The following is a 24,818-nucleotide window of genomic DNA, read 5'->3' on the forward strand; positions in this document are numbered from 1 at the left end:
CTGAGGAAGCTGAGTAGTTACAAATGTTACATTCAAAACTTCTTCATATCATATTTCTTCAAATCAAGGTTTCACTCATTTTCTTACAAATCCCTATGCTGGTACAATTGATTTTGTGCCTTTCTTAACAATTCTTCAAAAGTTTTTCCTTCTATTGGATAACTAGCAGCTCCAAATAATAGCGTCATACTTAACAAACCATTTTCTATTTCACTTTCAATATTTTTCATTAATCGATTTGTTATTGTCGACTTTTCATGTCCGTTATCAATCGCCACAATAACATACTTATTTTCATCCCACCTTGTAATGACATCTCCTTTACGAATTGTCTTTACAATCGTACTCTCCAATTTTTGTACTAACACCTCCAATTTTTTTTCTTGCACTGTTTCTTTTAGTTCTTTCCATTCTTTCACAGAAAGAATGTACACTGTAATATTATGAGAATCCCGTTCTGATAAAGCAGCTACTTTCTCAAAGAAATCAACTACAAAATCATTACTTGCCATTCCCCCTACTTCCGTATCCATACGCCCACTCGCTCTTTTATCATACCAATGTCCAAAATAATAGCTGAGTATCATTTGCAATATATAAATAATAAAGACGGTATAAAATGATCGCGAATCCAGTTTTGTAATTACATCCTGAAGCGCAATCCATTCTGTAACTGCCACTGTATTCCCAAGTAATAACCCACTAATTTTCCCTTTATGTTTCATACTTCTCCTCCTTTCTATACCAATATATGTTTCTATAACAATTATGTTTTTCTACAAAATAAAAAATGTACATATTGAGTGTACATTTCCGCTTAAGCTTGTCTACCATTTCTATTCTATTTCATATATATACTATATATCGTTTTAGAAAGAGATGACTTATATGCTACAAAAAGAGAATCTATCAGATATTATACGTTTACTAGCAGGTTTTCTATTATCATTAAAATTACTGTTTAATTCTTTCGGAGTGAACTTTATTACAAACGATCAAATTGATGCTATTGTAAATGTTGCTTCCTTTCTTTTCATTTTATATTTTGGTTATAAAAATAATTATGTAGGAAAAAAAGGAATCGAGCAAAAAAAAGTACTCAAAAAACACAATCTTCATTAAAAAAGGAACCTTTCTTACAGGTTCCTTTTTATCATTGCCGCACAACAACTTCATTTGTTTGCAGCGGGCCATATGATACTCCTTTATATTGAAATGTATATGTAGCCTGAAATAATGCGTTTTTGATTGCTTTATCTTTATTTGCTTTTATTTTACAAATTAGTTCTACTTTCTCATTCGGTAATAAATTATCAATTCGCCACCTTACAAGCTGAAACAAAAACTCGCTCATCCCCTTATCAGCCTTTAATGAATTTGGGATATATGCAAAATAATCTCGAATCATATGACTTACTACAACTCGTGAAATCATTTCCATTCCTTTATTTTCTACTTCAATTCGAATAATAAGTATGTCATTTACATCATAGGTCAGTTCATATGAAAATTTTTCTTTATACATACTACGGATTTGCAATGTAACTGCTACATTAGGACATTCGTTTTCCTTTTTTGAGCCATCAATCCATAACACCGGTTGTAGCGGCATTGAACGCCTACCTTGATCTGAAATTCGTTTCCATATTTTCATAATAATATTCACCCCATTTCAGATGCATCATATCCATACGACCTTATTCTGCCTCTCCACACAATATTAATAAAGCTTGTTACAAACGATATATAGTTATTACTCTTCCTTTTATCCTATTCGACAATATAAAGAAAAAACCATTTTTCCTCTGTTAACAGAAGGTATTCTTACTGAAATATTTTTTTACAATTTCCTTCATTGACTTTACACCAATACTAAGTATTGCTCACTCTTTCTCTGTCCATACAACAGAATATTTTGGCGGAAGAAAAAGTTTGCCTTTTAGTCAAATTTGACTATAATATTCTTTATGGCTTTGTCAGTGCACTTATGTAAATTGATTTAAAAAACTATATTTCAAATTTTTATGCGCTGCACTCAAAACTTCATATATTTTACTTATTATTAAAGGAGGGTTATATTTGGAATCTCAATTATCAAAAAAAGACTCCAACAATACAAAATTTGTTGTTACAGGTTTATTACTTGGTATTTTAATGGCGGCAATGGATAATACAATCGTTGCAACAGCAATGGCAACGATTGTTGGAGACCTAGGAGGATTTGACAAGTTCGTTTGGGTCACGTCTGCATATATGGTAGCAACAATGGCAGGGATGCCTATCTTCGGAAAACTTTCTGATATGTACGGACGGAAACGCTTTTATATTGGTGGTCTCATTCTTTTCTTATTCGGTTCTGCACTTTGCGGGACAGCATCTAGTATTGAGCAACTAAGTATTTATAGAGCAATTCAAGGGATCGGTGGCGGTGCTCTTATGCCTATCGCCTTCACGATTATGTACGATATATTCCCACCAGAAAAGCGTGGAAAAATGACCGGGCTATTCGGTGCGGTTTTCGGGACATCTAGTGTATTCGGCCCTTTATTAGGTGCTTATATTACAGACTATATAAGTTGGCATTGGGTCTTCTATATTAATATTCCATTAGGACTTATCTCCTTCTTCTTCATTACTAAATACTACAGTGAATCTCTAGAATTTAGAAAACAAAAAATTGATTGGGCCGGCGCTATTACACTTGTCATTAGTATCGTTTGCTTAATGTTCGCCTTAGAACTTGGTGGTAAAGAATACGCATGGAATTCCACTGTAATTATCGGTTTATTTACAACAGTTGTTATTATGCTTATTATTTTCTTCTTCGTAGAACGAAAAGCAACTGAACCTATCATTTCTTTCCATCTATTTAAAAAACCTTTATTCGCAGCTAGCCAAGGAGTTGCCTTTTTCTATGGTGCCGCTTTTATTATCTGTACAGTTTATATCCCAATCTTTGTTCAAGGTGTTCTCGGTGGTTCAGCCTCCAATGCTGGATTAATTTTAACACCTATGATGGTTGGCTCTGTAATTGGAAGTCAAACAGGTGGACAGTTAGCTTCTCGAACAAGTTATCGTAACATCATGATGGTATCTGGTGTTTTCTTCGTAATTGGTATTTATTCACTAAGCACTTTAACAATGGATACACCTCGTCTACTTGTAACGCTATTTATGGTTCTCACTGGACTTGGAGTTGGTTTCTCATTCTCAGTTTTAAGTATGTCTTCTATCCACAAGTTAGAAATGCGAGACCGTGGTTCTGCTACATCAACAAACTCATTCTTCCGTTCACTCGGTATGACTCTTGGTGTAACGATTTTCGGTACAATTCAAAACCATATTTTTACTACTAAATTAAACACTGTGTTCCCTCCTGAACTAGCTAAATTAGCTCCAAAAGGCGGAGACACAAGTTTCTTATTATCACAAGGTGCTACCGAGAAGATTCCAGCTGAAATATTAACTGGTATTAAAGATGCTCTCGCTACCTCTATTGCTAGTACATTCTTCTGGGCACTTATCCCGGCTGTACTAAGTATTATTTGTATTTTACTTATGGGAAATGAACGCCTCTTTACAGGTCCAAAAACGAAACAAAAACAAAAGCAAGTAAGTTAATATAGAGAAAAGAAACGGCATATCCCTTTATGAAAACGGATATGCCGTTTATAATATGTATAAAGTTTTTATTTATAGGAGTTGAGACAGCATGAGCATGAAATTAGTCATTCTCGGCTTGCTACTCGAAGGAGATAAACATCCATATGAAGTGCAGCACATCATGAAAGAACGACAAATGGATTGTTATATTAAATATGCAAAAGGATCACTTTACTACGCCTTCGAGCAATTAGAAAAGCAGGGTGCAATTCGTATTACCACGATTGTTCGAGATACGAATAGACCCGATAAAACAATCTTTCATATAACAGAAGAAGGTAAACGGTTATTTCACACGTTACTATTAAAACAATTCGAGGCAAAAAATCAAATATATAAACCAATTTATTCAGCACTCTCTTTCGCTCATTTTGGTGATGATCAAGAGTTAATTCCTATTTTAGAAAAAAAGAAAAATGATACCGTTCAATATTTACATAAAATGCAAACTATTTATGATTGTAGCAAAGGACACATTCCACGTGCACAACTATATATTTTACAAAGCGTTATTGAACATATTACAGTTGAATTGCAATGGTTAAACACCCTCCTTACAGATGCAGTTGCAGGAAGGCTTTCAGAAATTGATATAGATACAAATTAAACTTATAAAGAAGAAACTGTAAAAAGACAATAAAGTTATTTCTTTTTAAACCCTAAAACAAGCATAGCCCCGTTCTAATTTAGGACGGGGTTATGCTTGTTTTAGGGTTTAATTTTCGATATAAGATACTTCACTGTGCTCAAAAAACAATACAGTCGTTTAAAAATCTAAGATTTATTCATCACTAACGTCCCATAATGGAAGGTTGTTTCTTAAAATTCTATATAAAAAGGATGTTGGTTTTCATCCAAACTGTATTCAATTCTTTGTCTGAAATTCATAAAATTCACCATTTCTAACGCCTGCTCAATAGGATAGAATCCTACTTCCAAACTTTCTGGTGTAGTCGTTAATTTACCGCCAACTGGCCTAGCTAAAAACAACGTATTACATATTGAATGATTCACATTTTGGAATACTCCACAAAACTTTAAAACCTCAATATCAATACCTGTTTCCTCTTTAGTTTCCCTTATTGCAGCATCTTTCAAAGACTCTCTTTCTTCAACTTGTCCACCTGGCATTTCCCATCCTCTTCTAGGTCCCTTAATTAATAAGATTTCTTTTTGTTCATTCATTACAATTGTCGCTGCTGAAACTATATGTTTTGGTGGTGAATAAATATTTTGTGTACTTTTTTCCAATTGAAATTCCCCATTTCTATAAACATAGTATATGTATCTTTATACAGGAGCCTTATTCTTTCTTGTGATAAGTTAATATTTCAAAATAAACCATTCAATCCCCTTCCTCACTCCAGAATATGGATGGATTTTTAAATAACATAACTAGTATCTTATCTCTGTACAAGTACATACTTCTTTGTATGTTTAATCGTACTTACTTTCAATTCCCCTTACTTTTCTTCGTCTTACAAAAACCAGAATAATTCGAATAATAAAAAATAAAAAACTTTAGAATTTTCTTATTTTAAAACAGTAGACAAAATTCCAAAAATTGTGTTAGAATTTGTTTCAATATCATATCGCTTGTTAACTTCCTTTCAAAAGGAAAATAGGTACACGAAAATTTCGTTTCGTGTTTAAAAGGGAAGCTTGGTGAAACTCCAACACGGTCCCGCCACTGTAAATGCTGAGATTTCTTTTCTATGCCACTGTGAAAACGGGAAGGTAAAAGAGATTATATGAAGCATAAGTCAGGAGACCTGCCTGTTTTAACAACACTGATAGATTCACGGATGATGATGAGGTGTTAAAACAAAAAGGAAGGCTTATTTTCTATGCCTTTATGCTTTTTGTTATAGGTATTTCCTAGTAAACGGAAATGCTTACTTTCAATTAGGGAGGAATTTAAAATGACAATTCAAACAAGTAACTTAGGTTATCCACGTATCGGACTACAACGAGAGTGGAAAAAGACATTAGAATCTTTTTGGTCCAATAAAATCGATGAAGAACAATTTTTAACAAAGATGAAAGCAATTCGCCTTCAACACGTAAAAGTACAGCAAGAAAAAGGGATTGAACTCATTCCAATTGGCGACTTTACATATTATGATCACGTTTTGGATACTGCTTATATGCTAGGATTTATCCCATCACGTTTTTCTGAGTTTACATCTTACCTTGATGTATATTTCGCAATGGCGCGTGGCTCTAAAGATCACGTAGCTTCTGAAATGACAAAATGGTTTAACACAAACTATCATTATATCGTTCCTGAATATGAAGAGGGATTACAAATCTCTTTAAAAGATAATCGTCCACTTCACTTATACGAAGAGGCAAAACAAGAATTAGGAGTAGATGGAAAACCTGTTATTTTAGGACCATATACTTTCTTGAAATTAGCTAAAGGTTATACACAAGAACAATTTACTACGATTTTAAAACAATTAGTTGCACCATACGTACAACTGCTTTCAGAACTACATGCAGCTGGTGCACAAGTCATTCAAGTTGATGAACCGATTTTCGCTTCTTTAACGAAAGAAGAAGTTCAACAAGCAAAAGAAATTTATGAAGCTATTCGTAAAGAAGTTCCAAATGCGAATCTTCTTTTACAAACATATTTTGATAGTATAGAAGAAAACTATGAAGATATTATTACATTCCCTGTATCCGGTATTGGATTAGATTTCGTTCATGGTAAAGAAGGTAATCTACATGCTATTTCAAAATATGGATTCCCAGCTGATAAAACTTTAGCTGTCGGTTGTATAGATGGCCGTAACATTTGGAGAGCGGACCTTGATGAAGTTATTACGTTATTTACAACGTTGCAAAAACAAGTCCAAACGAAAGACTTCATCGTTCAGCCTTCTTGTAGCTTATTGCATACACCAATCGATAAAACAGAAGAAACTCACTTATCGACTGAACTATTCGATGCGTTAGCATTTGCAAATCAAAAATTAGAAGAGTTAGTTCTTATTCATTCCGCTCTTACTCAAGGTACAGAAAGCATTAGTAATGAGCTGGAAACATACCGAAATGTACATCATACAATTCGTTCATCTGCTGTACGTAACCGTGAAGATGTTAAAGCAGCACGAACAGCACTAAAAGAAGAAGATTTTTCACGTCCTCTTCCATTTGAAAAACGATACGAATTACAACAAGTTGCCCTAGAGTTACCGTTATTACCAACAACTACTATTGGTAGCTTCCCGCAAACAACTGAAGTTCGTCAAACGCGAAAAGAATGGCGTAACGGTGTTATTTCAAATGAACAATATGAACAATTTATTGAAAAAGAGACAGAAAAATGGATTCGTTACCAAGAAGAAATTGGTCTTGATGTCCTTGTACATGGTGAATTCGAAAGAACTGACATGGTCGAATATTTTGGTGAGCGCCTTGCTGGTTTCTCATTCACTAAAAACGGCTGGGTACAATCATACGGTTCTCGCTGCGTAAAACCACCTGTTATTTATGGTGATGTTGCCTTTATTAACGGAATGACTATTAAGGAAACAGTTTATGCACAAAGCTTAACAGAGAAAGTTGTAAAAGGAATGTTAACTGGACCTGTTACGATTTTAAATTGGTCTTTCGTTCGAAATGACATTCCAAGAAAAGAAGTTTCGTATCAAATTGCATTAGCTCTTCGTCACGAAATTGAACTACTTGAATCTTCCGGAATTCGAGTAATCCAAGTCGATGAGCCAGCACTTCGTGAAGGAATGCCACTAAAAGAAAGAGATTGGGACGCTTATATTACATGGGCAGTACAATCCTTCCTTTTAGCAACTTCTTCTGTAGCAAATGAAACACAAATTCATACGCATATGTGTTACAGTAACTTCGAAGATATTGTTGATGCGATTCGCGCATTAGATGCAGATGTGATTTCTATCGAAACATCAAGAAGTCACGGTGAATTTATTGACACATTAAAACATACAACATATGAAAAAGGCATCGGTCTAGGTGTATATGATATTCATAGCCCACGTGTACCGAGTAAAGATGAAATGTATAAAATCGTAGAACAATCTTTAGAAGTATGTGATCCTAAATATTTCTGGATTAATCCTGATTGTGGTTTAAAAACGAGGAGAACGGAAGAAGTTATCCCGGCTCTAGAACACATGGTGCAAGCAGCAAAAGATGCTCGTTCCCTGCTAAAAACAAACGCATAACAAAAATGGGTTATCCTCAAAAAGGATAACCCATTTTTTATTCTTTACTTTCAAAAAAGAATTCGTATTGTATTTTATATAATTCATCATTCGTTGGTTCTTCAAGAGGAGTTGCCTGTAATACAACTGTATACTCACCATTCGGTATAGGGATTTGGAATTTATTCGAAAGAATACTTGTTACAACGATACATTCATTTTTAACTGTAAAAGGTACTGTAACCGTTCTAATCACCTCTTCTTTCTCAATATGTTTCCCAGGGGTCACTTTTACTTCACAAGTATAATCAGAGAGTGCTTCAAAAATAACAGTTCCATCCGCCTTCGCATAACCTCTTTCAAAATCTTCATCCGTCCAGTCTACGTAAGGCTGATCACCGTCATAGTTCATCAACATTAATTGCGAATAAGAAATTGTTAACTCCATCGTTCCCCTTCTCCTTCATTATGAAATATGCAACTACTACTTTACGTCAAATTTCACACGCGTACCATCTGGGTATTTATCTAACTTATTTCCTACCCAAGACCCTGCTCCGCGGTTATCTGCTGGACTTATATATTCAATATGTGCTCCTTTTCCGCCTTCTTTACACATCGCCATTGGCCATTCATCACGATCATACCCTTTTTTTGATGGGTATGGAGCTAACGATAATTTTCTTCTATCCGCAGCACCACCACGGTCGATTGTACAAACTTCTGAATGTCCTTCTTTTATAGCATCCGTAATATGTTTCCCTGTTTCTGGATATCGCTCTTTCGGAAATTCTAGAACTTGATCATATGCATTCGTTTTTTTGATACTTGTTTCCTCTGGGACAAGTACTTCATAAACCGCTACTACAATAGAAAGAATTGCAATAATTGAAATGATAATACCTTTTAATTGCTTCATGTATACCTCCATGCTTCTACCAGTTTCTTTTCCTCAGTTATTATAACAAACTTCTCCTGTATATGTTTTCAGACATTATTTTAGCTCTTCTTCGCCATTCCGCCAAAAACTCTCATTTTTCTTCATCTTTTCACTAATGCTGTAGAAAACTAATAACCTTCCGACATTCTTTTTTAAAGGAAGTCCTCATAAAAGATTGAAATGATATATACGATACTTTTTGGGGAGGAAATAACATGGAAGCTATCTATAAAACGAAAGATGTCACGAATAAAACAGGCATCCCAAAACATATAGTCCGTAAATATAGCCAACTGTTAGAGGAACATGGTTATATCATTTCAAAAACAGCTGATGCTCGTATTTATAAACTGGATGATTTAAAACTATTGAAATCTATACATGAAAGAGCTGCTAAACTGCAAGAAGATATTTCAGAAACGATACCTATTATTTTAAAAGAAAAAGAGGCCCCGCCTGTACCCGCTATACAAGATAAGCAAGAAATACAAACGAAAGAAAAAGAAGATGGGCGTAACTTTGAGGAGTTCATGTTAAAACTTGAAATGCTCGCTCAATTAAATGAAGCAATTATTCATCAAAATTCTACCCTTATTACCCAAAATCGTTTAAAAGATGAAAAGCTAGATGAATTGATGCAACAAGTTTATGTAAAAGAAGGCTCTCAAGAAAAAATGCTACAAGAGTTAGTAGATCATGCCGCTCAAACAGATGCCCTGCAAAAAGAAAAGATGGACTTATTAATGAATCATATGTATAAACGAGAATCCAAGCAAGAGGAAAAAATGAATAAACTCGTAAATCAAATTTATAATAAAGACAGCAACCGGGATGCACAACTTATGCAAGTGATTCGCGAAATTCAAGAAACAAAAAGATTAGTCGCGGCTTCGAAAGAACAAAGTTTTTTTCAATCATTTAGAAGTTTATTTAGCCGATCAAAACAAGAAAAAACATCTGAATAAAATAATATTTTTTTCCTATATAAAATAAAAAGTTACCTTCCATCGGTAACTTTTATTCCTTATTTCTTACAGCTGGCAATATAATAATCGCTTCAGTTCCTTTCCCACTTTCGCTTTTATATTCCAGCGTACCATTATGCGCTTGTAAAATACTAAATGTTACCATAAGTCCTAATCCTGTCCCTTCTTCTTTTAGAGAATAATACGGTTGTCCCAGTCTTACTAACTGTTCTTTCGTCATTCCAACACCACTATCTTTAACTCTTATTACTATCGTTTCATCTTTTTGCATAGCTGTTACTTTTAAATATCCTTTATTTCCTTGGATTGCTTCAATACCATTTTTAACAACATTCATAATAGCTTGCTTCAATTTCGTCTTATCACCGATCGTATAAAGACTTTCAGAAATCTCAACTTGCAAATATACACCTTGCATCGCTGCAAATGATGACATAAGAGTTGTCATTTCAATTAATTGAGCGGATAAGCAAATATGCTCTTTTTTCTCAATTTGTGGCCTTGCTAAATTCAAATAATCTGAAATAATTTGTTCTGCCCGATCCAATTCGGCTAATACGAGACGCATATAATCCTTATTCTTCACATCTTCCGTACTTTCTAACAATTGAATAAAACCACGAACAACAGTGAGCGGATTTCGAACCTCATGTGCAACACTTGCTGCCAACTCACTCACAATATTAAGCTTTTCTGACTTTTGCATCTCTGTACGTAATATTGCATTTTCGTTTAAATATTCTGTTAAGTACACTTGAAATACCATAGTCATAACCATAATAAGCGAAGCAAATATATATCCGCTATATAAGTGTGAAATGTGTGGTGTAAACCCCGTTTCTAACAGAACGTTAATCATACCAATTACTAAAGAAACAAGTACGTACAATGATGAAATCATAAATGCTAAAATTAGCTTCTTATCCCTTGAAAATAGAGACCATTTCTTTGATAAAAATAATGGAACTATCAATAGAAATATTACTTCTATTACCGGAAGAAGGCTCATTCCCTTTAGCGCCCATTCATATGCAACAAAAATAACGCCCGGGATCAAACCAACAATCCCACCATATAAAAAACCACTAACAATCGGGATTGGGTGAAAATTATACCCACAAATGTCACCAAAACAAATAGAGTATGTCATGGAGAGAATGAGTGTAATGCTGGATAAAAACATAATAAAGTAGCGGTTCGGCTTCGGAGGCATTTCTTGATAACGATTTAAACGAATCGCTTCATATAAAAATAGTGGCAAAATAATGATGGCAATTTGGATCATTAAATCACGGATCAGCTCCATAGCCTCTCATCCCCTATATGTATTTTGATATGATTATATCATTTTACGGGTTTATTTGTTTTAAAATTTTGATTTTTCTTAACATATTTGTTAATTCTTTGTTAACAGCACATAATAATTGTTACAGATTTTCGAAATGAATGTAAACCCTGTACCAAATTTCTGCCCGGCAGTATACAATGAATACGGATTACAAAGAAAATAAAAAATACTTCATGAGACGGACAACTATAGCAAAATACAGCATATAATCCATACTATCTATGTTTACAAATAAGTGATCATTATTTTAGTAGGAGGAAGATAAATATGGCGGGTACTACGCTTGTTTTAAAAGAAGAAAATTTGGTCGTTCTAGAAAATGTTGAAAAATCAGTATATGAAGAGTTACAGCATAAAACCGGAGAAGAAAATTGCACATGTGCTGTGAATGAATCAGTTGTTCACCTTGGCAAAGTATCCTCTGTACTTTGGAATGAAGATGAAATAGATTGGGAGTACGGATATTAAAAAGTCGCTTACAGCGGCTTTTTTTCTATTATCCCTCTCTTTCTACATAACATATACGCAAGCGAAATCATAGAAAATATGTTAAAATGAACTTAATTTTCAAACGGAAGAAAGGGAGATACAATGGAACAATTCATTAACCCTAGAGTGAAGGACATCCAAATTTCTGGAATCCGTCAATTCTCTAACATGATTCAAAACTATGATAATCTTATCTCTTTAACAATTGGACAACCCGATTTCCCTACGCCTTCTCTCGTAAAAGAAGCGGCAAAACGGGCTATTACAGAAAATTATACAAGCTATACACATAACGCCGGTTTACTAGAATTACGCAAGGCAGCTTGTAATTTTGTAAAAGATAACTACGATTTACAGTATTCACCTGAAAACGAAACCATCGTTACAATCGGTGCTAGTGAAGCAATTGATATTACATTCCGAACGATTTTAGAGCCAGGAACAGAAGTTATTTTACCTGCCCCTATTTATCCAGGATACGAACCAATTATTCGATTATGCGGTGCTACACCTATTTTTATCGATGTTCGTGAAACTGGCTTCCGTTTAACAGCCGAAGCGCTAGAAAATGCTATTACAGAAAAAACAAGATGCGTCGTACTGCCGTATCCTTCTAATCCAACTGGTGTAACTTTATCAAAAGAAGAATTACAGGATATTGTAACTGTTTTAAAAGATAAAAATATTTTCGTCCTTTCTGATGAAATTTATAGCGAACTTGTATATGAACAAAAGCATACATCTATCGCTCATTTCCCAGAAATGCGTGAAAAGACTATCGTCATTAACGGTTTATCAAAATCTCATTCTATGACTGGCTGGCGTATCGGTCTATTATTTGCACCAAGCTATTTAGCAGGACATATACTAAAAGTTCATCAATACAACGTAACGTGTGCTACTTCAATCGCTCAATATGCTGCAATTGAAGCATTAACAGCTGCTAAAGATGCCCCAAAAATGATGCGTCATCAATACAAGAAACGCCGCGATTATGTATATAATCGACTCATTCAAATGGGCTTAACAGTTGAAAAGCCCACAGGTGCATTTTACTTATTCCCATATGTTGGTCATTTAACATCTTCATCATTTGATTTTGCACTTGACCTTGTCAAAGAAGCTGGACTAGCTGTTGTTCCTGGAACTGCATTTTCTGAATATGGTGAAGGCTATCTTCGCTTGTCCTATGCGTATAGTATTGAAACTTTAAAAGAAGGCTGTGATCGATTAGAGGCCTTTCTACAACAAAAAGCTAAGAGTTAAACTCTTAGCTTTTTTATGCATAATGATCGCAAGTTTGGCGCTTTAGTAATTTATGAGGAATAATAATACACTTTGCAGTAGACTCCGCATTCTCTACTTTATCCACTAAAGCTTTTGCTGCCTCATATCCTAGTTGATAAATATTCACATCAACTGTCGAAAGTGGCGGACTCGCAATTTCTGATAATAAAGCATTGTTAAAGCTTATAATGGAAACATCCTTTGGTACGACGAATCCTTTTTTAGAAAGAGCACTTAACACACCAAGTCCAATTAAATCATCCGTTGCCACAATTGCTGTCGGTGGTTGCTGTAGTCCCATTAACTCCTCAACGGCTTGTTGACCACTTTCCCTCGAAAAATCAAAATGTAAAATATACTCTTTTGGTAATACAATGTCCGCTAATTTTAAAGCATCACTCATACCAGCCAAACGATCTCTCGTTACAAGTAAATCTGATCCACCGCCGATGAACGCGATTTGTTTATGACCTAATGAAATCAAATATTCTGCTACTTCTCTTGCAGCTGTATAATTGTCATTATCTACATATGTAATTTCATCTTTTCGATCATACGGTTTCCCAATTAAAACAAACGGGAAATTTTGTTTATGCAAATATTGAATAATCCGATCATTCTCTCTTGAATATAAAAGAATAATGCCACCAATTTGGCGCCCCTGTACCATCTTTACAACACCATTAAAAATTTCATCTTCCGTTTCACCTGTCGACATATAAAGCGCATACCCTTCTACATGTGCAAATGAACTAATCCCTCTTATAACTTCTGGGAAAAACGGATTTTGAAAAGCTTTACTTGCAGAACTTGGCATAACAAGACCAAGTGTTTTTGTTGTTTGGTTAGCTAAATTTCTTGCGTTTAAATTGGGATGATACCCTAGTTCACTCATTACTTTCCGAACACGACGCTTTGTTTTTTCACTTATACTTGGATTATCAGCAATTACACGAGAAACGGTAGATGGTGCTACATTTGCCTTCTTCGCCACATCTTTAATTGTAACTGTCATAAAAATCCCCCTCCTTTCACTTCTCTGCCATTTTGTTATATATTTTAATCTTGCACCCGTTGCAAGTAATAGGAGAAGTCATAAACTTTCATTGATTCTATCTTGTAATACCTATCATATTCTCCCTCTCCATGTATTGTAAGGGATATAGCTCTTTTTTCCTATACTATAATATACTATTTATTTCACTTCTTTTCATATGTGATGTCAAATCTCTTTTCATCTCCCTATAAAATTTTTTATAGGGAGATGAAAAGAAAAATGGGACGTAACGTCCCATTTTTCATCCTTTCGTACCTCCAGCAGTTAAACCAGAGATAAAGTATTTTTGTAGTGATAGGAATAAAATTGAAATTGGAATTGCAATCAATACTGAACCCGCTGCAAACGTTGTAAATTCATTACCAAATTTCTTCGCTACCATTTCATATAACCCAACTGCTAACGTATAATTTTCTGGTGTGCGCAAAATAACACTCGCTAAAATGAAATCTGTAAATGGACCGATGAAAGTGAATAACGCCACAACCGCTACGATTGGCTTTGCAAGTGGCATAATGATTTGCCAAAAAATACGGAAATGTCCTGCCCCATCCATACGAGCTGACTCATCCAATTCTTTCGGAATCGTATCAAAATATCCTTTCATAAGCCATGTATTCATTGGAATTGCCCCGCCTACATAAATTAAAATTAATGCAAGGTGCGTATCGATTAACCCCGTTAACTGTGCTAATACGTATAGAGCGATTAGCGCCGCAAAGTTCGGAATCATTTGCAGAATTAAAAATGTTAATAAACCATTTTTTCTTCCAACAAAACGGTATCTTGAAAATGCATAAGCAGTAAAACTAATTGCTAACACTGAGAAAATCATCGTTATAACACTTACTTTTAATGTGTTTTTATACCATAGTAAATAATTACTATTCTCTAAATCTAATAACTTACGATAATGATCTAACGTTGCATTTTGCGGAATAATACTTGATCCAGATAAACTATCACCCGGATTAAACGATGAGCCAATAATCCATAATAATGGATAGAAAATGATGGCACACATTACGAAAATAACGAGATAACTTAATGAGAGACGTAACATCTTTTGTCTTTTAATATTCATTTACATCATATCCTCTTCTTGGAATGATTTTGTTCTCTTAAATTGCCATAACGCAACTGTAATAACGATTAACGATAAGATCATTGTAAGAGCTGCCGCTTTCCCGTACTGCGCCGAAGTCATCGTTAACTTATAAATCCATGAAATTAAAATATCTGTTCCACCTGCGTCTTGTCCAGCTACAGCAGGACCTCCGCCGTTAAATAGATAGATGATACTAAAGTTATTAAAGTTAAACGTATATTGCGTAATTAATATTGGTGCTGTTGCATATAGAACAAGTGGCAATGTAATTTTACGAAACTGTTGCCAAGCTGTAGCTCCATCTACTGTAGCAGCTTCATATAACTCCCCTGGAATCGATTGCAGTATACCTGTTGTCATTGCAAAGACGAACGGGAATCCAAGCCACGTTTGAATTATAATTAAAGCGATTTTTGCCCAAAATGGATCTGTCATCCAAGCAATCTTTTCGATTCCAAATAAAGCTAATACTTGATTGTTAATTGCTCCAAATGTCTCATTAAACATACCAGAGAAAACAAGAATAGATACGAATGCTGGAACCGCCCACGGTAAAATGAAGATTGTTCGAATAATTGCCTTCCCTTTAATACCAGGCTGATTTACGATAATCGCTAAGAAAATACCAAGCGCAACTTGTAATGTCGTTGCAACGAATGTCCAAATGACAGTCCAAGAAAATACGCTTAAAAATGTCTCTCTCCACATCGGTAATGTAAAGATATCAATAAAGTTTTTGAAGCCCACCCAATCTACTAATTTAGCTGGAGGAGAGTGGTATAAATCATAATTCGTAAATCCAATTAAAATTACGAAGATGATTGGAAATACAACTACAAAGATAAGTAATAGAAAACCTGGTGAAACCATTAAATATGGAAAACCTTGATCTAGTAAATTACGGTATTGCTCTTTTACAGAGTTTAAAGGTGTTCCTATATCACGTTTCTTCCCGTTTTGGTATGCATCATATAAATTAAATGCATATATTCCGAGTCCAAAAACGATGACGATGAGTGCCAAGATTCCTTCTACTAATAGAAAGACAGAATGATCACGTGGAACTTCTGTACCTAGCGTTACAATTCCCCATAATCCCATATTTAATAAATCAGCAAAGGCTACAATAAATGAACCTGTTAGTACTAGAAAAATAAGACCTTTTACAAATTGCTTATTATACATTTGGCCCACGCCTGGAATGATAGATAACATGGTTGCCATTTTCCTATGCTTTGAACCGTTTAAACCATTTGCTGGTTCCATAGATGTTTGCATGTTCCTTCCCCCTTTTTTCTGGGAGAGAATTCATGCCCCTCATATGAGAGGCACGAATTTCACCTTATTTTTTCTTACTATGATTTGCCTCAATATTACCTTTAATTTGCTTCACTGCATTGTCAAGTGCTGCTTTTGGTGCCTCTTTTTCCGTAACAACTAATTGAAGCGCATCTCCAGCTGGTTTCCATACTTCTTGCATTTCTGGAATGTTCGGCATTGGAATTCCATTTTCAGATTGTGTTGCAACTGCTTTTGCAGCTTCATTATCTTTAATGATTGGATCTTCCATTACTGCTTTTACTGGAGGAATTTCTTTTGTTTTCTCAAATCGAATTTTTGCGTTCTCTTCATTTGTTACCCATTCAGTGAACTTTGTAGCTAAATCATTTTGTTTAGAGAAACTTGTTACATGCCACCCTTTAACCCCAACAAATGTTTTCATTGGTTGACCGTTTGGTAATTTCGGCATTGGAGCAACGCCATAATCAATTCCGTTCTTTTCCATTGCTTGGAACGCCCATGGACCATTCATGATAGATGCTACTTTTCCTTCGTTAAATAGTCCATCAGCAGCAGGTCCACCAGATTCACCGATAATACCTTTCGGGAATAACTTTTCTTTGTACCATTTTTGAAGATATTCAGCACCTTGTACTGCCCCAATATTATTTAATCCAACATCACTTGCATTTGGCTTTCCATCTTTTTCACCAAACACATAACCACCCATACCTGCCATGAATGCATTAGCAAAGTAGAAGTTATCTCCTAGTGTTAAAAATCCATACTTGCCATCCTTCGTAAATTCTTTTGAGAAGTTAAACAGCTCATCCATCGTTTCTGGTGCTTTTGGCATTAATTTTTTATTGTAAATAAAGACTGGTGTCTCAATTGCTTTTGGTAAACCATATAATTTTCCGTTATATGTCTGTGCTTCTATTGATGATTCAGTAAATCTACTCTTCACAGCATCATCAGCTTTCACTTCAGAAAGTAAACCTTCTGTTACTGCGTTTCCAATTTGATCATGTGGCAATGTTACAACATCTGGTCCCGTCCCCGCTGGTCCATCAAGGCGTAACTTCTTCACTTGATCTGTCATTTGCATTTCAACGACTTTTACTTTTACTTTATATTTTTCCTCAAAACTTTTCACTGCTGGTTCTAAACCAACACCTTTTTTATCATCTTCCCAAACGAGAAGATCGTAATCTTTCTTCGCTTTACTTTCTTCTTTCTTCCCTGAATCTTTCGGTCCACATGCAGATAACATACCAATTGATAATGCTGAAACCGTTAATAATGATAATGCTTTCTTCATCCCAAAAACCTCCCTAAATTGTATATGTACCTTACTGATTGAAAACGTTTGCATTAAATGGTTTAATAGAAGCACAAACAATATCTCAATCTACGAAAACGTTTGCGCTATTTGTCTATCATTATACAGTCTTTTATTTATTTTGCAAATATTAATTTTAAAATATTATTACTACACTCTTTATACATTGACTTTATATGAAATGAATACTACTCTTATAAGCAATATTAAAGCTATGCAAAAAGCAATCGTTTGCAACATATACTTTATTATTATACGTAAGGGAACAATATGCATGGAGATATTAAAGGGGGATTTTCTATATGCTTAAAGAAGCTATTTATCATAGGCCAAAAGATAATTACGCATACGCTTACGATGAAAAAACGATTCACATCCGAATACGTACGAAAAGAGAAGATGTTCAAAGCGCCACTCTTATTTACGGTGATCCTTATGAATGGAAAGAAGGGAAATGGATTACATCAAGTACACCGATGAAAAAAACTGGTTCTACTGCATTGTTTGATTATTGGTCCATTTCCATCGAGCCAAAATTTAAACGCTTACGTTATGGATTCGAATTAAAAAATGATACAGAAACGCTTATTTATGCAGAGCGAGGATTTTTTTCCAGTATTCCAAATGATGACGTTGGTAACTTTTTCTGTTTGCCATTTATTCATGCAAATGATGTGGTTCAAGCACCTTCTTGGATTAAAGACACTGTTTGGTATCAAATTTTCCCAGAACGGTTCGCTAACGGAGATCGTGCACTAAATCCAGAAAACACTCTTCCTTGGGGCAGCGCTGAGCCAACTCCAACTAATTTTTTCGGCGGAGATTTTGCTGGTATTATTCAAAACCTCGATTACCTTGTTAAGCTTGGAATTTCGGGAATATACTTCACACCTATTTTCAAAGCACATTCAAACCATAAATATGACACAATTGACTACATGGAAATCGATCCGCAATTCGGGACGAAAGAAACGTTCAAAGAACTCGTTCAAGCATGTCATACACACGGTATAAAAGTAATGCTCGATGCCGTGTTTAATCATAGTGGATACTTTTTCGATAAATTCCAAGACGTACTAGAAAACGGTGAGAAGTCTGCTTATAAAGAGTGGTTCCATATTCATGAATTTCCAATTGTAACGGATCCACTCCCGAATTATGATACTTTCGCGTTTACACCGTATATGCCTAAATTAAATACAGCACACCCAGATGTAAAAGAATACTTACTTGAAGTAGGGCGTTATTGGGTAAGAGAATTCAATATAGACGGTTGGCGCCTTGATGTAGCAAATGAAGTAGACCACAGCTTTTGGAGAGAATTCCGAAGCGAGATAAAGGCATTAAATCCTGAAGTATATATTTTAGGAGAAATTTGGCACGATGCACTTCCATGGCTACAAGGAGATCAATTTGATGCTGTAATGAGCTATCCTGTTACAAACGCTCTACTGTCTTACTTTGCTAATGATTCCATTAAAGCAAATGAATTTATGAAACAAATTACAGAGTCTCTCCATTCCTACTCTATGAATGTAAATGAAGCAGCGTTTCATTTATTAGACAGTCATGATACACCAAGAATATTGACAACATGTAACGGAGATAAAAATAAGTTACAGTTACTTTATGTATTCCATCTTTCCTTCATCGGCTCTCCTTGTATTTATTATGGAGACGAAATTGGTATGGACGGCGGTATGGACCCAGATTGTCGCAAATGTATGGTTTGGGATACGAAAGAACAAGATCATCTATTATTTACACATATACAAACATTAATTTCATTACGAAAGCAATATAAAGCATTTGGAGGACATGGTACTTTCCAATTCATCGAAGCAAATGATGAACATAATTATATTTCTTATACAAAAACATATGAAGATGAAACGATCTTTTTCGTTTTAAATCCGACTAATAGTGATGTTACAGCTTCCCTCCCTCTCCATATTACTGGAAAGAAAATCATTAACATTTATACAAACGAAGAATTTTCAGCGGAAGCAAGTGTATTACAAGTTACACTTCCTCCATATGGATTCTCGATCTTAAAATGGTAATAAAAAATCCTTATGCCAAGGTGTGGCATAAGGATTTTTCTTATTTTAATTTAAATACCATCGCTTCATATGGACGTAATACAATGTTATCTATCGATCCACGCTCTACGTCGTAATTGTGTATTAATAACTCTGATTCACTATAACTAATGTCCTTAGGCAATTCAAATACACATTCTTCCACCGTAAAGTTTGCAATAACAAGAAGTTTTTCTTCTTCATATGTTCTTACGTATGCAAAAATAGAAGGATTATTATCTAATATTAAATCATATGATCCGTACACAACTATTTCATTATTTTTGCGTAGGTCAATTAATTTTTTATAGTAATAAAAAATTGAATCTTTATTTTGGATCGCTTGTTTCACATTGATTTCTTTGTAATTAGGGTTTACCGTAATCCAAGGCTCACCTGTTGTGAATCCAGCATGATCTTTATCATCCCACTGCATCGGTGTTCTAGCATTATCTCGGCCTTTTATATAAATGGACTGCATTACTTTATCTATATCTTCACCGTGCTCTATCACTTTTTCCTTATACATATTTAATGTTTCAATATCTCGATATTCATCAATCGATTCAAATCGAACGTTCGTCATTCCGATTTCTTCTCCTTGATAAATATATGGTGTTCCTTTCATCATATGAAGCACCGTCGCTAACATTTTCGCAGATTCAATGCGATACATTCCATCATTACCAAAACGAGATACAACGCGTGGCTGATCATGGTTATTCCAATACAGGCTATTCCACCCTGTATGCTCTAATGCTTTTTGCCACTTCGTTAAATTCTCTTTTAAAGTAAGGAGTGAGCATGGTTTTACATCCCATTTTCCGCCTTCTCCCGAATCTAAATCCATATGTTCAAATTGGAATACCATCTGCAGTTCTTTTCGTTCTTCCCCAGTATACATTTTCGCTTCTTCTGTCGTTACACCAGGCATTTCACCAACCGTCATAATATCATAATGAGATAATACTTCTTCATTCATTTCATGTAAATATTTATGAATGTTTGGACCATTCATAAAATGCTTATGACCTGAAACATACCCCTCTTCTTCGGTTTCAACAGCTGGTAATCCCTCTTCTTTAGAAATAAAATTAATAACATCCATACGGAAGCCATCAATTCCTTTTTCTAACCAAAACTTCATCATTTCATAAACATCTTGTCTTACCTTTTCATTATCCCAATTTAAATCTGGCTGTTTTTTAGAAAACAGATGTAAATAATATTCATCTGTCATTTCATCATATTTCCATGCAGATCCACTAAAAGCTGCTCCCCAGTTGTTCGGCTCTTTTCCTTCTTTTCCAGGACGCCATATATAGTAATCTCTATATTTATTATCTTTTGATTTACGTGATTCAATAAACCAATTATGTTCATCAGAAGTATGGTTAACAACTAAGTCCATCATAAGTTTCATATTACGTTCATGCATTTCATGTAGTAGCTCATCCCAATCTTCCATTGTTCCGAACTCATTCATAATTTTACAATAATCACTTATATCATAACCATTATCATCATTTGGAGATTCATAGACCGGTGATAACCAAATGACATCAATCCCTAATTCTTTTAAGTAATCTAGCTTTGAAATAATCCCACGAAGATCCCCAATACCATCACCGTTACTATCCATAAAGCTACGAGGATAAATTTGATATACTACACTTTCTTTCCACCACTGTTTTTCCATTATGCTACCCCATTTCATTAATAATTCGATTTTCTCTTTTTTAAGGCGCAAACGTTTTCATTAATGAATGATAACAGATTCTATCTTAATTTAAAATAGCGCTTACAACTTTTATTCTTATTTTTCTAAGAAAACATACGCAAATTACTAATATCCCTCTAATAAATGAAAACGTTTTATTTTTTTGTTTATTTTTTGAATCTATTAGTTTATAATGAACTCAAAGAAAACGTTTGCATAATTTTTTCTAGGGGGCAATACCATGGCAGAATTGAAATTAGAAAACATTTATAAAATATATGATAATAATGTAACAGCTGTAACAGATTTTAATTTACACATTCAAGATAAAGAGTTTATCGTATTTGTCGGTCCTTCTGGATGTGGAAAATCTACAACATTACGAATGGTGGCTGGACTTGAAGATATTTCAAAAGGAGAGTTTTCAATTGATGGTAAGCTAATGAATGATGTCCCTCCAAAAGATCGCGATATCGCAATGGTCTTCCAAAACTATGCTTTATATCCACATATGAGTGTGTATGATAATATGGCATTTGGATTAAAACTTAGAAAAATACCAAAAGATGAAATCGATTGTCGTGTGAAAGATGCAGCAAAAATTTTAGGACTGGAACAATATTTAGATAGAAAACCGAAAGCGTTATCTGGTGGACAACGTCAACGTGTTGCGTTAGGGAGAGCAATTGTTCGAGACGCGAAAGTGTTCTTAATGGATGAGCCTTTATCCAACTTAGACGCTAAATTACGTGTTGCAATGCGCTCAGAAATTTCTAAATTACATCACCGTCTTGGAACGACAACAATTTACGTAACACATGATCAAACAGAAGCAATGACAATGGCTTCACGTCTCGTTGTTATGAAAGACGGAAAGATTCAACAAATCGGAACTCCAAAAGAAGTATATGAAACACCTGAAAATATTTTCGTTGGTGGATTTATTGGCTCTCCAGCAATGAATTTCTTCCGTGGTAAATTGACTGAAACCGATTTCGTTATAGATAATTCATTAAAAGTCAAAGTAACTGAAGGAAAAATGAAGATGTTACGTGAACAAGGCTATGTAAATAAGGAAATTGTTTTAGGTATTCGTCCTGAAGACATTCATGATGAACTATTATTTTTAGAAGCTTCACAATCTACTGCCTTCACAACAAAAATCGAAGTTGCTGAGTTACTAGGTGCTGAATCTATTTTATATATGAAACTTGGAGATCAAGATTTTGCAGCACGTGTTGATGCAAGACATACATTTTCACCTGGAGATCAAATTAAACTAGCATTTGATATGAATAAAGCACATTTCTTTGATAGTCAAACTGAACAACGTATTCGTTAAAAAATAATTTTCCTCTGTATAACATACAAAAAAACCGTCCACATACTTTGAGGGCGGTTTTCATTATTATACGAGGGCTTCTACTGTATGAAATGATTGTCCTTTCGTGCCAATAATACCGAAAATCGGTAAGTCACTCAGCACCACTTCTTCTTGCTGTTTCATAAAAGATGACGTTAATTGTTTTATCTCTATCCAAACGTCATTAATACAAAGTACATTGGAATCGTTCTCTTGTTGGCGAGAAAAAATAGAATCTATTTTATATAAACCAGCATTTTGAAAAAGCATATCAATGCGACTAAATGCATTCAAAGTAATACTGATAACGCGTTGCCAATCTCCTTGCTTTCCCATATCATAGGATACAAAAAGTGCTTCTCCGCCTAGATTCGTAATTTCCTCCACTGTTGCTTGTCCACTTTCTTGATCAATGTCCGTCACAATTACTTTTGCGCCTTGTTTAGCCAACAAAAGAGCTGTATTACGTCCAATACCGATGCCACCGCCAGTTACGATAGCAACTTTTCCTGCAAGCTTCATTTTCATTACCCCTTCTATAAGTCTTACCGTCATTCAGTATACTCCTTTATGAGATTAGTCTGCAAGCAAGAAAAGTTTCTCATTAACTTGTAAGCGATTACTTTTTTACTCCTTCTTTTTTCTTACTATTACGCTGATCGAAAACTAAACCGATAAAAATTAAAATCCCCCAAAAGATTACGCTACCCCCAGTCATTTCAATTTCCCCCTTATTATATAAAGATATTATTTTAATCATTATAACATTTTCTTAATTTTCAATCTATTTAAATCAAAAATGATATGGATTAACTTTTTCTTATTATATATCCTTTAAAATATATTTATATAATTAAAAAAGACCTTCTTATTTTATGTATAAAAAGGTCTCTGTTTTATTATACAAGACTTATCACTTTTGTTTTTGTAATTAAATCTTGAAAACCACAATTATCTTTGCGGAATAACATCATATATACGTTACATAATATCGGAATTCCAAGTAGCAATATGTTCGGTAATAACAATACAAAAAATCTTATAATTAATGTTTGTAATGTTAACTTTTCACTCTTCAATGAAATTAATTTTATTCTCGTTACCTTTTTACCAAGTGTAACACCGTTCCAAATAAAGGGTACCAAAATAAAATATATCGCCATTAATATAAAAACTACTGCGAGATCATATCTATAATCACCAAAACTAATATTAAAGCGATTAAAAATAGCTCTATAATTTCCGGTCATAATAGCTACTACTGCACCATACATAACCGAGATTAAAAACATGTCAATTAGGGAAGCACCTATGCGATTCATTACAAGCGCTGGACGATGCATCTTTAACTTCATTTTATGTCGACTCCTTCATATCCTTCTTTACCCGTCTCATCGTACCACTTCTAAAAAACATTGTAAACTAGCGTTTCTCTTACTTTTCTTGTACAATGTGTTACAACAGCATTGTAAAGGAGGTTCCCATATTGAAAAAATGGATAATCCTATTCGTCGCATTCCTATTAGCCGGTTGTGCTGGAAATACAAATCATATAACTTATACGATTAACGATGAATACGAACTCATACGTACTTCTGGAAATGCATTTGAACTTTTCCCATCGCAAGATGCTGTATATGCCACACAATACATTCCTGCAAAAATTACAGACATAGCTTGGGATGATAAATACATTATTGCAAAACAAATTGAGGAAAAGTCAGATCCGAATAACCCTGACGGAGCAATTGCAAATAAAAAAAGTGAGCATTATTGGATTATTGACGTAAAGCATAATAAACGTTTTGGTCCTTATAATGAAAAGCAATTTAATGAACAAAAAGATGCGTTTAAAATTAAGGTACCTTTTCAAAATGTAGATTCATACATAAAAGAAAAGAAAAAACAGTCAGCATAATATTTTTAACGCTGACTGTTTTTTCTTTTATGTTTTTAAAAATCC

Annotated in this window: 24 protein-coding genes and 1 riboswitch; of the genes, 10 read left to right on the plus strand and 14 right to left on the minus strand. The window is 34.4% G+C overall.

Going from position 1 to position 24,818, the window contains the following annotated elements:
* Positions 1-83 precede the first annotated feature (83 nt).
* Complete coding sequence (locus QCI41_RS10350) at positions 84-725, minus strand: diguanylate cyclase domain-containing protein (RefSeq protein WP_353837524.1); 642 nt, start codon at positions 723-725, stop codon at positions 84-86.
* A gap of 163 nt (positions 726-888) precedes the next feature.
* Here QCI41_RS10350 and QCI41_RS10355 point away from each other — a divergent pair, with 163 nt between their 5' ends.
* Positions 889-1,122: an SPP1 phage holin family protein gene (locus QCI41_RS10355; protein WP_000939452.1), complete on the plus strand. Its 234-nt coding sequence runs from the start codon at positions 889-891 to the stop codon at positions 1,120-1,122.
* Between the two features lie 31 nt (positions 1,123-1,153).
* On the opposite strand, the gene QCI41_RS10360 is transcribed toward QCI41_RS10355, so the two are convergent.
* On the minus strand, positions 1,154-1,654 hold the full coding sequence (locus tag QCI41_RS10360; RefSeq protein ID WP_046957438.1) for a hypothetical protein: 501 nt from the start codon (positions 1,652-1,654) through the stop codon (positions 1,154-1,156).
* A 425-nt stretch (positions 1,655-2,079) separates the two neighbouring features.
* Between QCI41_RS10360 and QCI41_RS10365 the strand changes: the two genes are divergently transcribed.
* Together QCI41_RS10365 and QCI41_RS10370 are read left to right on the plus strand one after the other, a co-directional pair.
* Positions 2,080-3,621, plus strand: coding sequence for an MDR family MFS transporter (locus QCI41_RS10365; RefSeq protein ID WP_353837523.1), 1,542 nt, complete (start codon positions 2,080-2,082; stop codon positions 3,619-3,621).
* 91 nt (positions 3,622-3,712) lie between these two features.
* The gene (locus QCI41_RS10370) at positions 3,713-4,270 is read left to right on the plus strand and encodes a PadR family transcriptional regulator (protein ID WP_097857841.1); all 558 of its coding nucleotides are present in this window, start codon (positions 3,713-3,715) and stop codon (positions 4,268-4,270) included.
* Between the two features lie 212 nt (positions 4,271-4,482).
* Here QCI41_RS10370 and QCI41_RS10375 read toward each other — a convergent pair whose 3' ends face one another.
* The gene (locus tag QCI41_RS10375; protein ID WP_353837522.1) at positions 4,483-4,914 is read right to left on the minus strand and encodes an NUDIX hydrolase; all 432 of its coding nucleotides are present in this window, start codon (positions 4,912-4,914) and stop codon (positions 4,483-4,485) included.
* A gap of 355 nt (positions 4,915-5,269) precedes the next feature.
* A riboswitch (cobalamin riboswitch) is annotated at positions 5,270-5,457 on the plus strand.
* 128 nt (positions 5,458-5,585) lie between these two features.
* Here QCI41_RS10375 and metE point away from each other — a divergent pair.
* Positions 5,586-7,874, plus strand: a complete 2,289-nt coding sequence (gene metE / locus QCI41_RS10380; protein ID WP_353837521.1) for a 5-methyltetrahydropteroyltriglutamate--homocysteine S-methyltransferase — start codon at positions 5,586-5,588, stop codon at positions 7,872-7,874.
* Positions 7,875-7,911: 37 nt separating this feature from the next.
* On the opposite strand, the gene comJ is transcribed toward metE, so the two are convergent.
* Both comJ and nucA read right to left on the minus strand, forming a co-directional pair.
* A complete protein-coding gene (gene comJ, locus QCI41_RS10385; RefSeq protein WP_353837520.1) occupies positions 7,912-8,301 on the minus strand; it encodes a competence protein ComJ in 390 nt (129 codons plus the stop codon).
* A gap of 36 nt (positions 8,302-8,337) precedes the next feature.
* Complete coding sequence (gene nucA / locus QCI41_RS10390; RefSeq protein WP_000811502.1) at positions 8,338-8,772, minus strand: DNA-entry nuclease; 435 nt, start codon at positions 8,770-8,772, stop codon at positions 8,338-8,340.
* Positions 8,773-9,008: 236 nt separating this feature from the next.
* On the opposite strand from nucA, the gene QCI41_RS10395 reads away from it, so the two are divergent.
* The gene (locus QCI41_RS10395) at positions 9,009-9,758 is read left to right on the plus strand and encodes a DUF3967 domain-containing protein (protein ID WP_000387495.1); all 750 of its coding nucleotides are present in this window, start codon (positions 9,009-9,011) and stop codon (positions 9,756-9,758) included.
* Positions 9,759-9,810: 52 nt separating this feature from the next.
* Here the strand turns inward: QCI41_RS10395 and kinB are convergent, their stop codons facing one another.
* Positions 9,811-11,085 (minus strand): sporulation sensor histidine kinase KinB, encoded by a 1,275-nt coding sequence (kinB, locus tag QCI41_RS10400; protein WP_353837519.1) that lies wholly within the window; start codon positions 11,083-11,085, stop codon positions 9,811-9,813.
* A gap of 309 nt (positions 11,086-11,394) precedes the next feature.
* On the opposite strand from kinB, the gene QCI41_RS10405 reads away from it, so the two are divergent.
* On the plus strand, positions 11,395-11,595 hold the full coding sequence (locus QCI41_RS10405; protein ID WP_000929285.1) for a hypothetical protein: 201 nt from the start codon (positions 11,395-11,397) through the stop codon (positions 11,593-11,595).
* A gap of 123 nt (positions 11,596-11,718) precedes the next feature.
* Positions 11,719-12,882: an aminotransferase A gene (locus tag QCI41_RS10410; protein ID WP_088093453.1), complete on the plus strand. Its 1,164-nt coding sequence runs from the start codon at positions 11,719-11,721 to the stop codon at positions 12,880-12,882.
* 13 nt (positions 12,883-12,895) lie between these two features.
* Here the strand turns inward: QCI41_RS10410 and malR are convergent, their stop codons facing one another.
* The 4 genes from malR to QCI41_RS10430 form a co-directional block, all read right to left on the minus strand.
* Complete coding sequence (gene malR / locus QCI41_RS10415) at positions 12,896-13,918, minus strand: maltose operon transcriptional repressor MalR (protein WP_000219036.1); 1,023 nt, start codon at positions 13,916-13,918, stop codon at positions 12,896-12,898.
* A 283-nt stretch (positions 13,919-14,201) separates the two neighbouring features.
* Positions 14,202-15,044, minus strand: a complete 843-nt coding sequence (gene malD, locus QCI41_RS10420) for a maltosaccharide ABC transporter permease MalD (RefSeq protein WP_001022607.1) — start codon at positions 15,042-15,044, stop codon at positions 14,202-14,204.
* Positions 15,045-16,346 (minus strand): maltosaccharide ABC transporter permease MalC, encoded by a 1,302-nt coding sequence (malC, locus tag QCI41_RS10425; RefSeq protein ID WP_060488386.1) that lies wholly within the window; start codon positions 16,344-16,346, stop codon positions 15,045-15,047.
* A 64-nt stretch (positions 16,347-16,410) separates the two neighbouring features.
* Entirely contained in the window at positions 16,411-17,670 is a 1,260-nt protein-coding gene (locus tag QCI41_RS10430; RefSeq protein ID WP_353837518.1) for an extracellular solute-binding protein, read from the minus strand.
* Between the two features lie 323 nt (positions 17,671-17,993).
* Between QCI41_RS10430 and QCI41_RS10435 the strand changes: the two genes are divergently transcribed.
* A complete protein-coding gene (locus tag QCI41_RS10435; protein WP_353837517.1) occupies positions 17,994-19,754 on the plus strand; it encodes an alpha-glycosidase in 1,761 nt (586 codons plus the stop codon).
* A gap of 40 nt (positions 19,755-19,794) precedes the next feature.
* Here the strand turns inward: QCI41_RS10435 and malL are convergent, their stop codons facing one another.
* On the minus strand, positions 19,795-21,471 hold the full coding sequence (gene malL, locus QCI41_RS10440) for an oligo-1,6-glucosidase (protein WP_353837516.1): 1,677 nt from the start codon (positions 21,469-21,471) through the stop codon (positions 19,795-19,797).
* 262 nt (positions 21,472-21,733) lie between these two features.
* Between malL and QCI41_RS10445 the strand changes: the two genes are divergently transcribed.
* Entirely contained in the window at positions 21,734-22,834 is a 1,101-nt protein-coding gene (locus QCI41_RS10445) for an ABC transporter ATP-binding protein (protein ID WP_353837515.1), read from the plus strand.
* Between the two features lie 66 nt (positions 22,835-22,900).
* Here QCI41_RS10445 and QCI41_RS10450 read toward each other — a convergent pair whose 3' ends face one another.
* The 3 genes from QCI41_RS10450 to QCI41_RS10460 form a co-directional block, all read right to left on the minus strand.
* A complete protein-coding gene (locus QCI41_RS10450; RefSeq protein ID WP_000218424.1) occupies positions 22,901-23,410 on the minus strand; it encodes an SDR family NAD(P)-dependent oxidoreductase in 510 nt (169 codons plus the stop codon).
* 64 nt (positions 23,411-23,474) lie between these two features.
* Positions 23,475-23,573: a hypothetical protein gene (locus tag QCI41_RS10455; RefSeq protein WP_000145657.1), complete on the minus strand. Its 99-nt coding sequence runs from the start codon at positions 23,571-23,573 to the stop codon at positions 23,475-23,477.
* 181 nt (positions 23,574-23,754) lie between these two features.
* Positions 23,755-24,210 (minus strand): RDD family protein, encoded by a 456-nt coding sequence (locus QCI41_RS10460; RefSeq protein ID WP_353837514.1) that lies wholly within the window; start codon positions 24,208-24,210, stop codon positions 23,755-23,757.
* Positions 24,211-24,341: 131 nt separating this feature from the next.
* Here QCI41_RS10460 and QCI41_RS10465 point away from each other — a divergent pair, with 131 nt between their 5' ends.
* Positions 24,342-24,773, plus strand: coding sequence for a DUF3997 domain-containing protein (locus QCI41_RS10465; protein ID WP_000758773.1), 432 nt, complete (start codon positions 24,342-24,344; stop codon positions 24,771-24,773).
* Positions 24,774-24,818: the final 45 nt, after the last annotated feature.

It is taken from the genome of Bacillus cereus group sp. MG4, from assembly GCF_040460055.1.
GTDB classification, from domain to species: domain Bacteria; phylum Bacillota; class Bacilli; order Bacillales; family Bacillaceae_G; genus Bacillus_A; species Bacillus_A wiedmannii.

Coding starts and splice junctions, on each gene's coding strand:
- nucA (WP_000811502.1), bottom strand. CDS start 8,772: ATGAAGCAATTAAAAGGTATTATCATTTCAATTATTGCAATTCTTTCT.
- comJ (WP_353837520.1), bottom strand. CDS start 8,301: ATGGAGTTAACAATTTCTTATTCGCAATTAATGTTGATGAACTATGAC.
- QCI41_RS10450 (WP_000218424.1), bottom strand. CDS start 23,410: ATGACGGTAAGACTTATAGAAGGGGTAATGAAAATGAAGCTTGCAGGA.
- QCI41_RS10370 (WP_097857841.1), top strand. CDS start 3,713: ATGAGCATGAAATTAGTCATTCTCGGCTTGCTACTCGAAGGAGATAAA.
- QCI41_RS10445 (WP_353837515.1), top strand. CDS start 21,734: ATGGCAGAATTGAAATTAGAAAACATTTATAAAATATATGATAATAAT.
- kinB (WP_353837519.1), bottom strand. CDS start 11,085: ATGGAGCTGATCCGTGATTTAATGATCCAAATTGCCATCATTATTTTG.
- QCI41_RS10430 (WP_353837518.1), bottom strand. CDS start 17,670: ATGAAGAAAGCATTATCATTATTAACGGTTTCAGCATTATCAATTGGT.
- QCI41_RS10460 (WP_353837514.1), bottom strand. CDS start 24,210: ATGAAGTTAAAGATGCATCGTCCAGCGCTTGTAATGAATCGCATAGGT.
- QCI41_RS10355 (WP_000939452.1), top strand. CDS start 889: ATGCTACAAAAAGAGAATCTATCAGATATTATACGTTTACTAGCAGGT.
- metE (WP_353837521.1), top strand. CDS start 5,586: ATGACAATTCAAACAAGTAACTTAGGTTATCCACGTATCGGACTACAA.
- QCI41_RS10455 (WP_000145657.1), bottom strand. CDS start 23,573: ATGACTGGGGGTAGCGTAATCTTTTGGGGGATTTTAATTTTTATCGGT.
- QCI41_RS10395 (WP_000387495.1), top strand. CDS start 9,009: ATGGAAGCTATCTATAAAACGAAAGATGTCACGAATAAAACAGGCATC.
- malC (WP_060488386.1), bottom strand. CDS start 16,346: ATGCAAACATCTATGGAACCAGCAAATGGTTTAAACGGTTCAAAGCAT.
- QCI41_RS10435 (WP_353837517.1), top strand. CDS start 17,994: ATGCTTAAAGAAGCTATTTATCATAGGCCAAAAGATAATTACGCATAC.
- QCI41_RS10350 (WP_353837524.1), bottom strand. CDS start 725: ATGAAACATAAAGGGAAAATTAGTGGGTTATTACTTGGGAATACAGTG.
- QCI41_RS10405 (WP_000929285.1), top strand. CDS start 11,395: ATGGCGGGTACTACGCTTGTTTTAAAAGAAGAAAATTTGGTCGTTCTA.
- QCI41_RS10360 (WP_046957438.1), bottom strand. CDS start 1,654: ATGAAAATATGGAAACGAATTTCAGATCAAGGTAGGCGTTCAATGCCG.
- malL (WP_353837516.1), bottom strand. CDS start 21,471: ATGGAAAAACAGTGGTGGAAAGAAAGTGTAGTATATCAAATTTATCCT.
- QCI41_RS10410 (WP_088093453.1), top strand. CDS start 11,719: ATGGAACAATTCATTAACCCTAGAGTGAAGGACATCCAAATTTCTGGA.
- malR (WP_000219036.1), bottom strand. CDS start 13,918: ATGACAGTTACAATTAAAGATGTGGCGAAGAAGGCAAATGTAGCACCA.
- malD (WP_001022607.1), bottom strand. CDS start 15,044: ATGAATATTAAAAGACAAAAGATGTTACGTCTCTCATTAAGTTATCTC.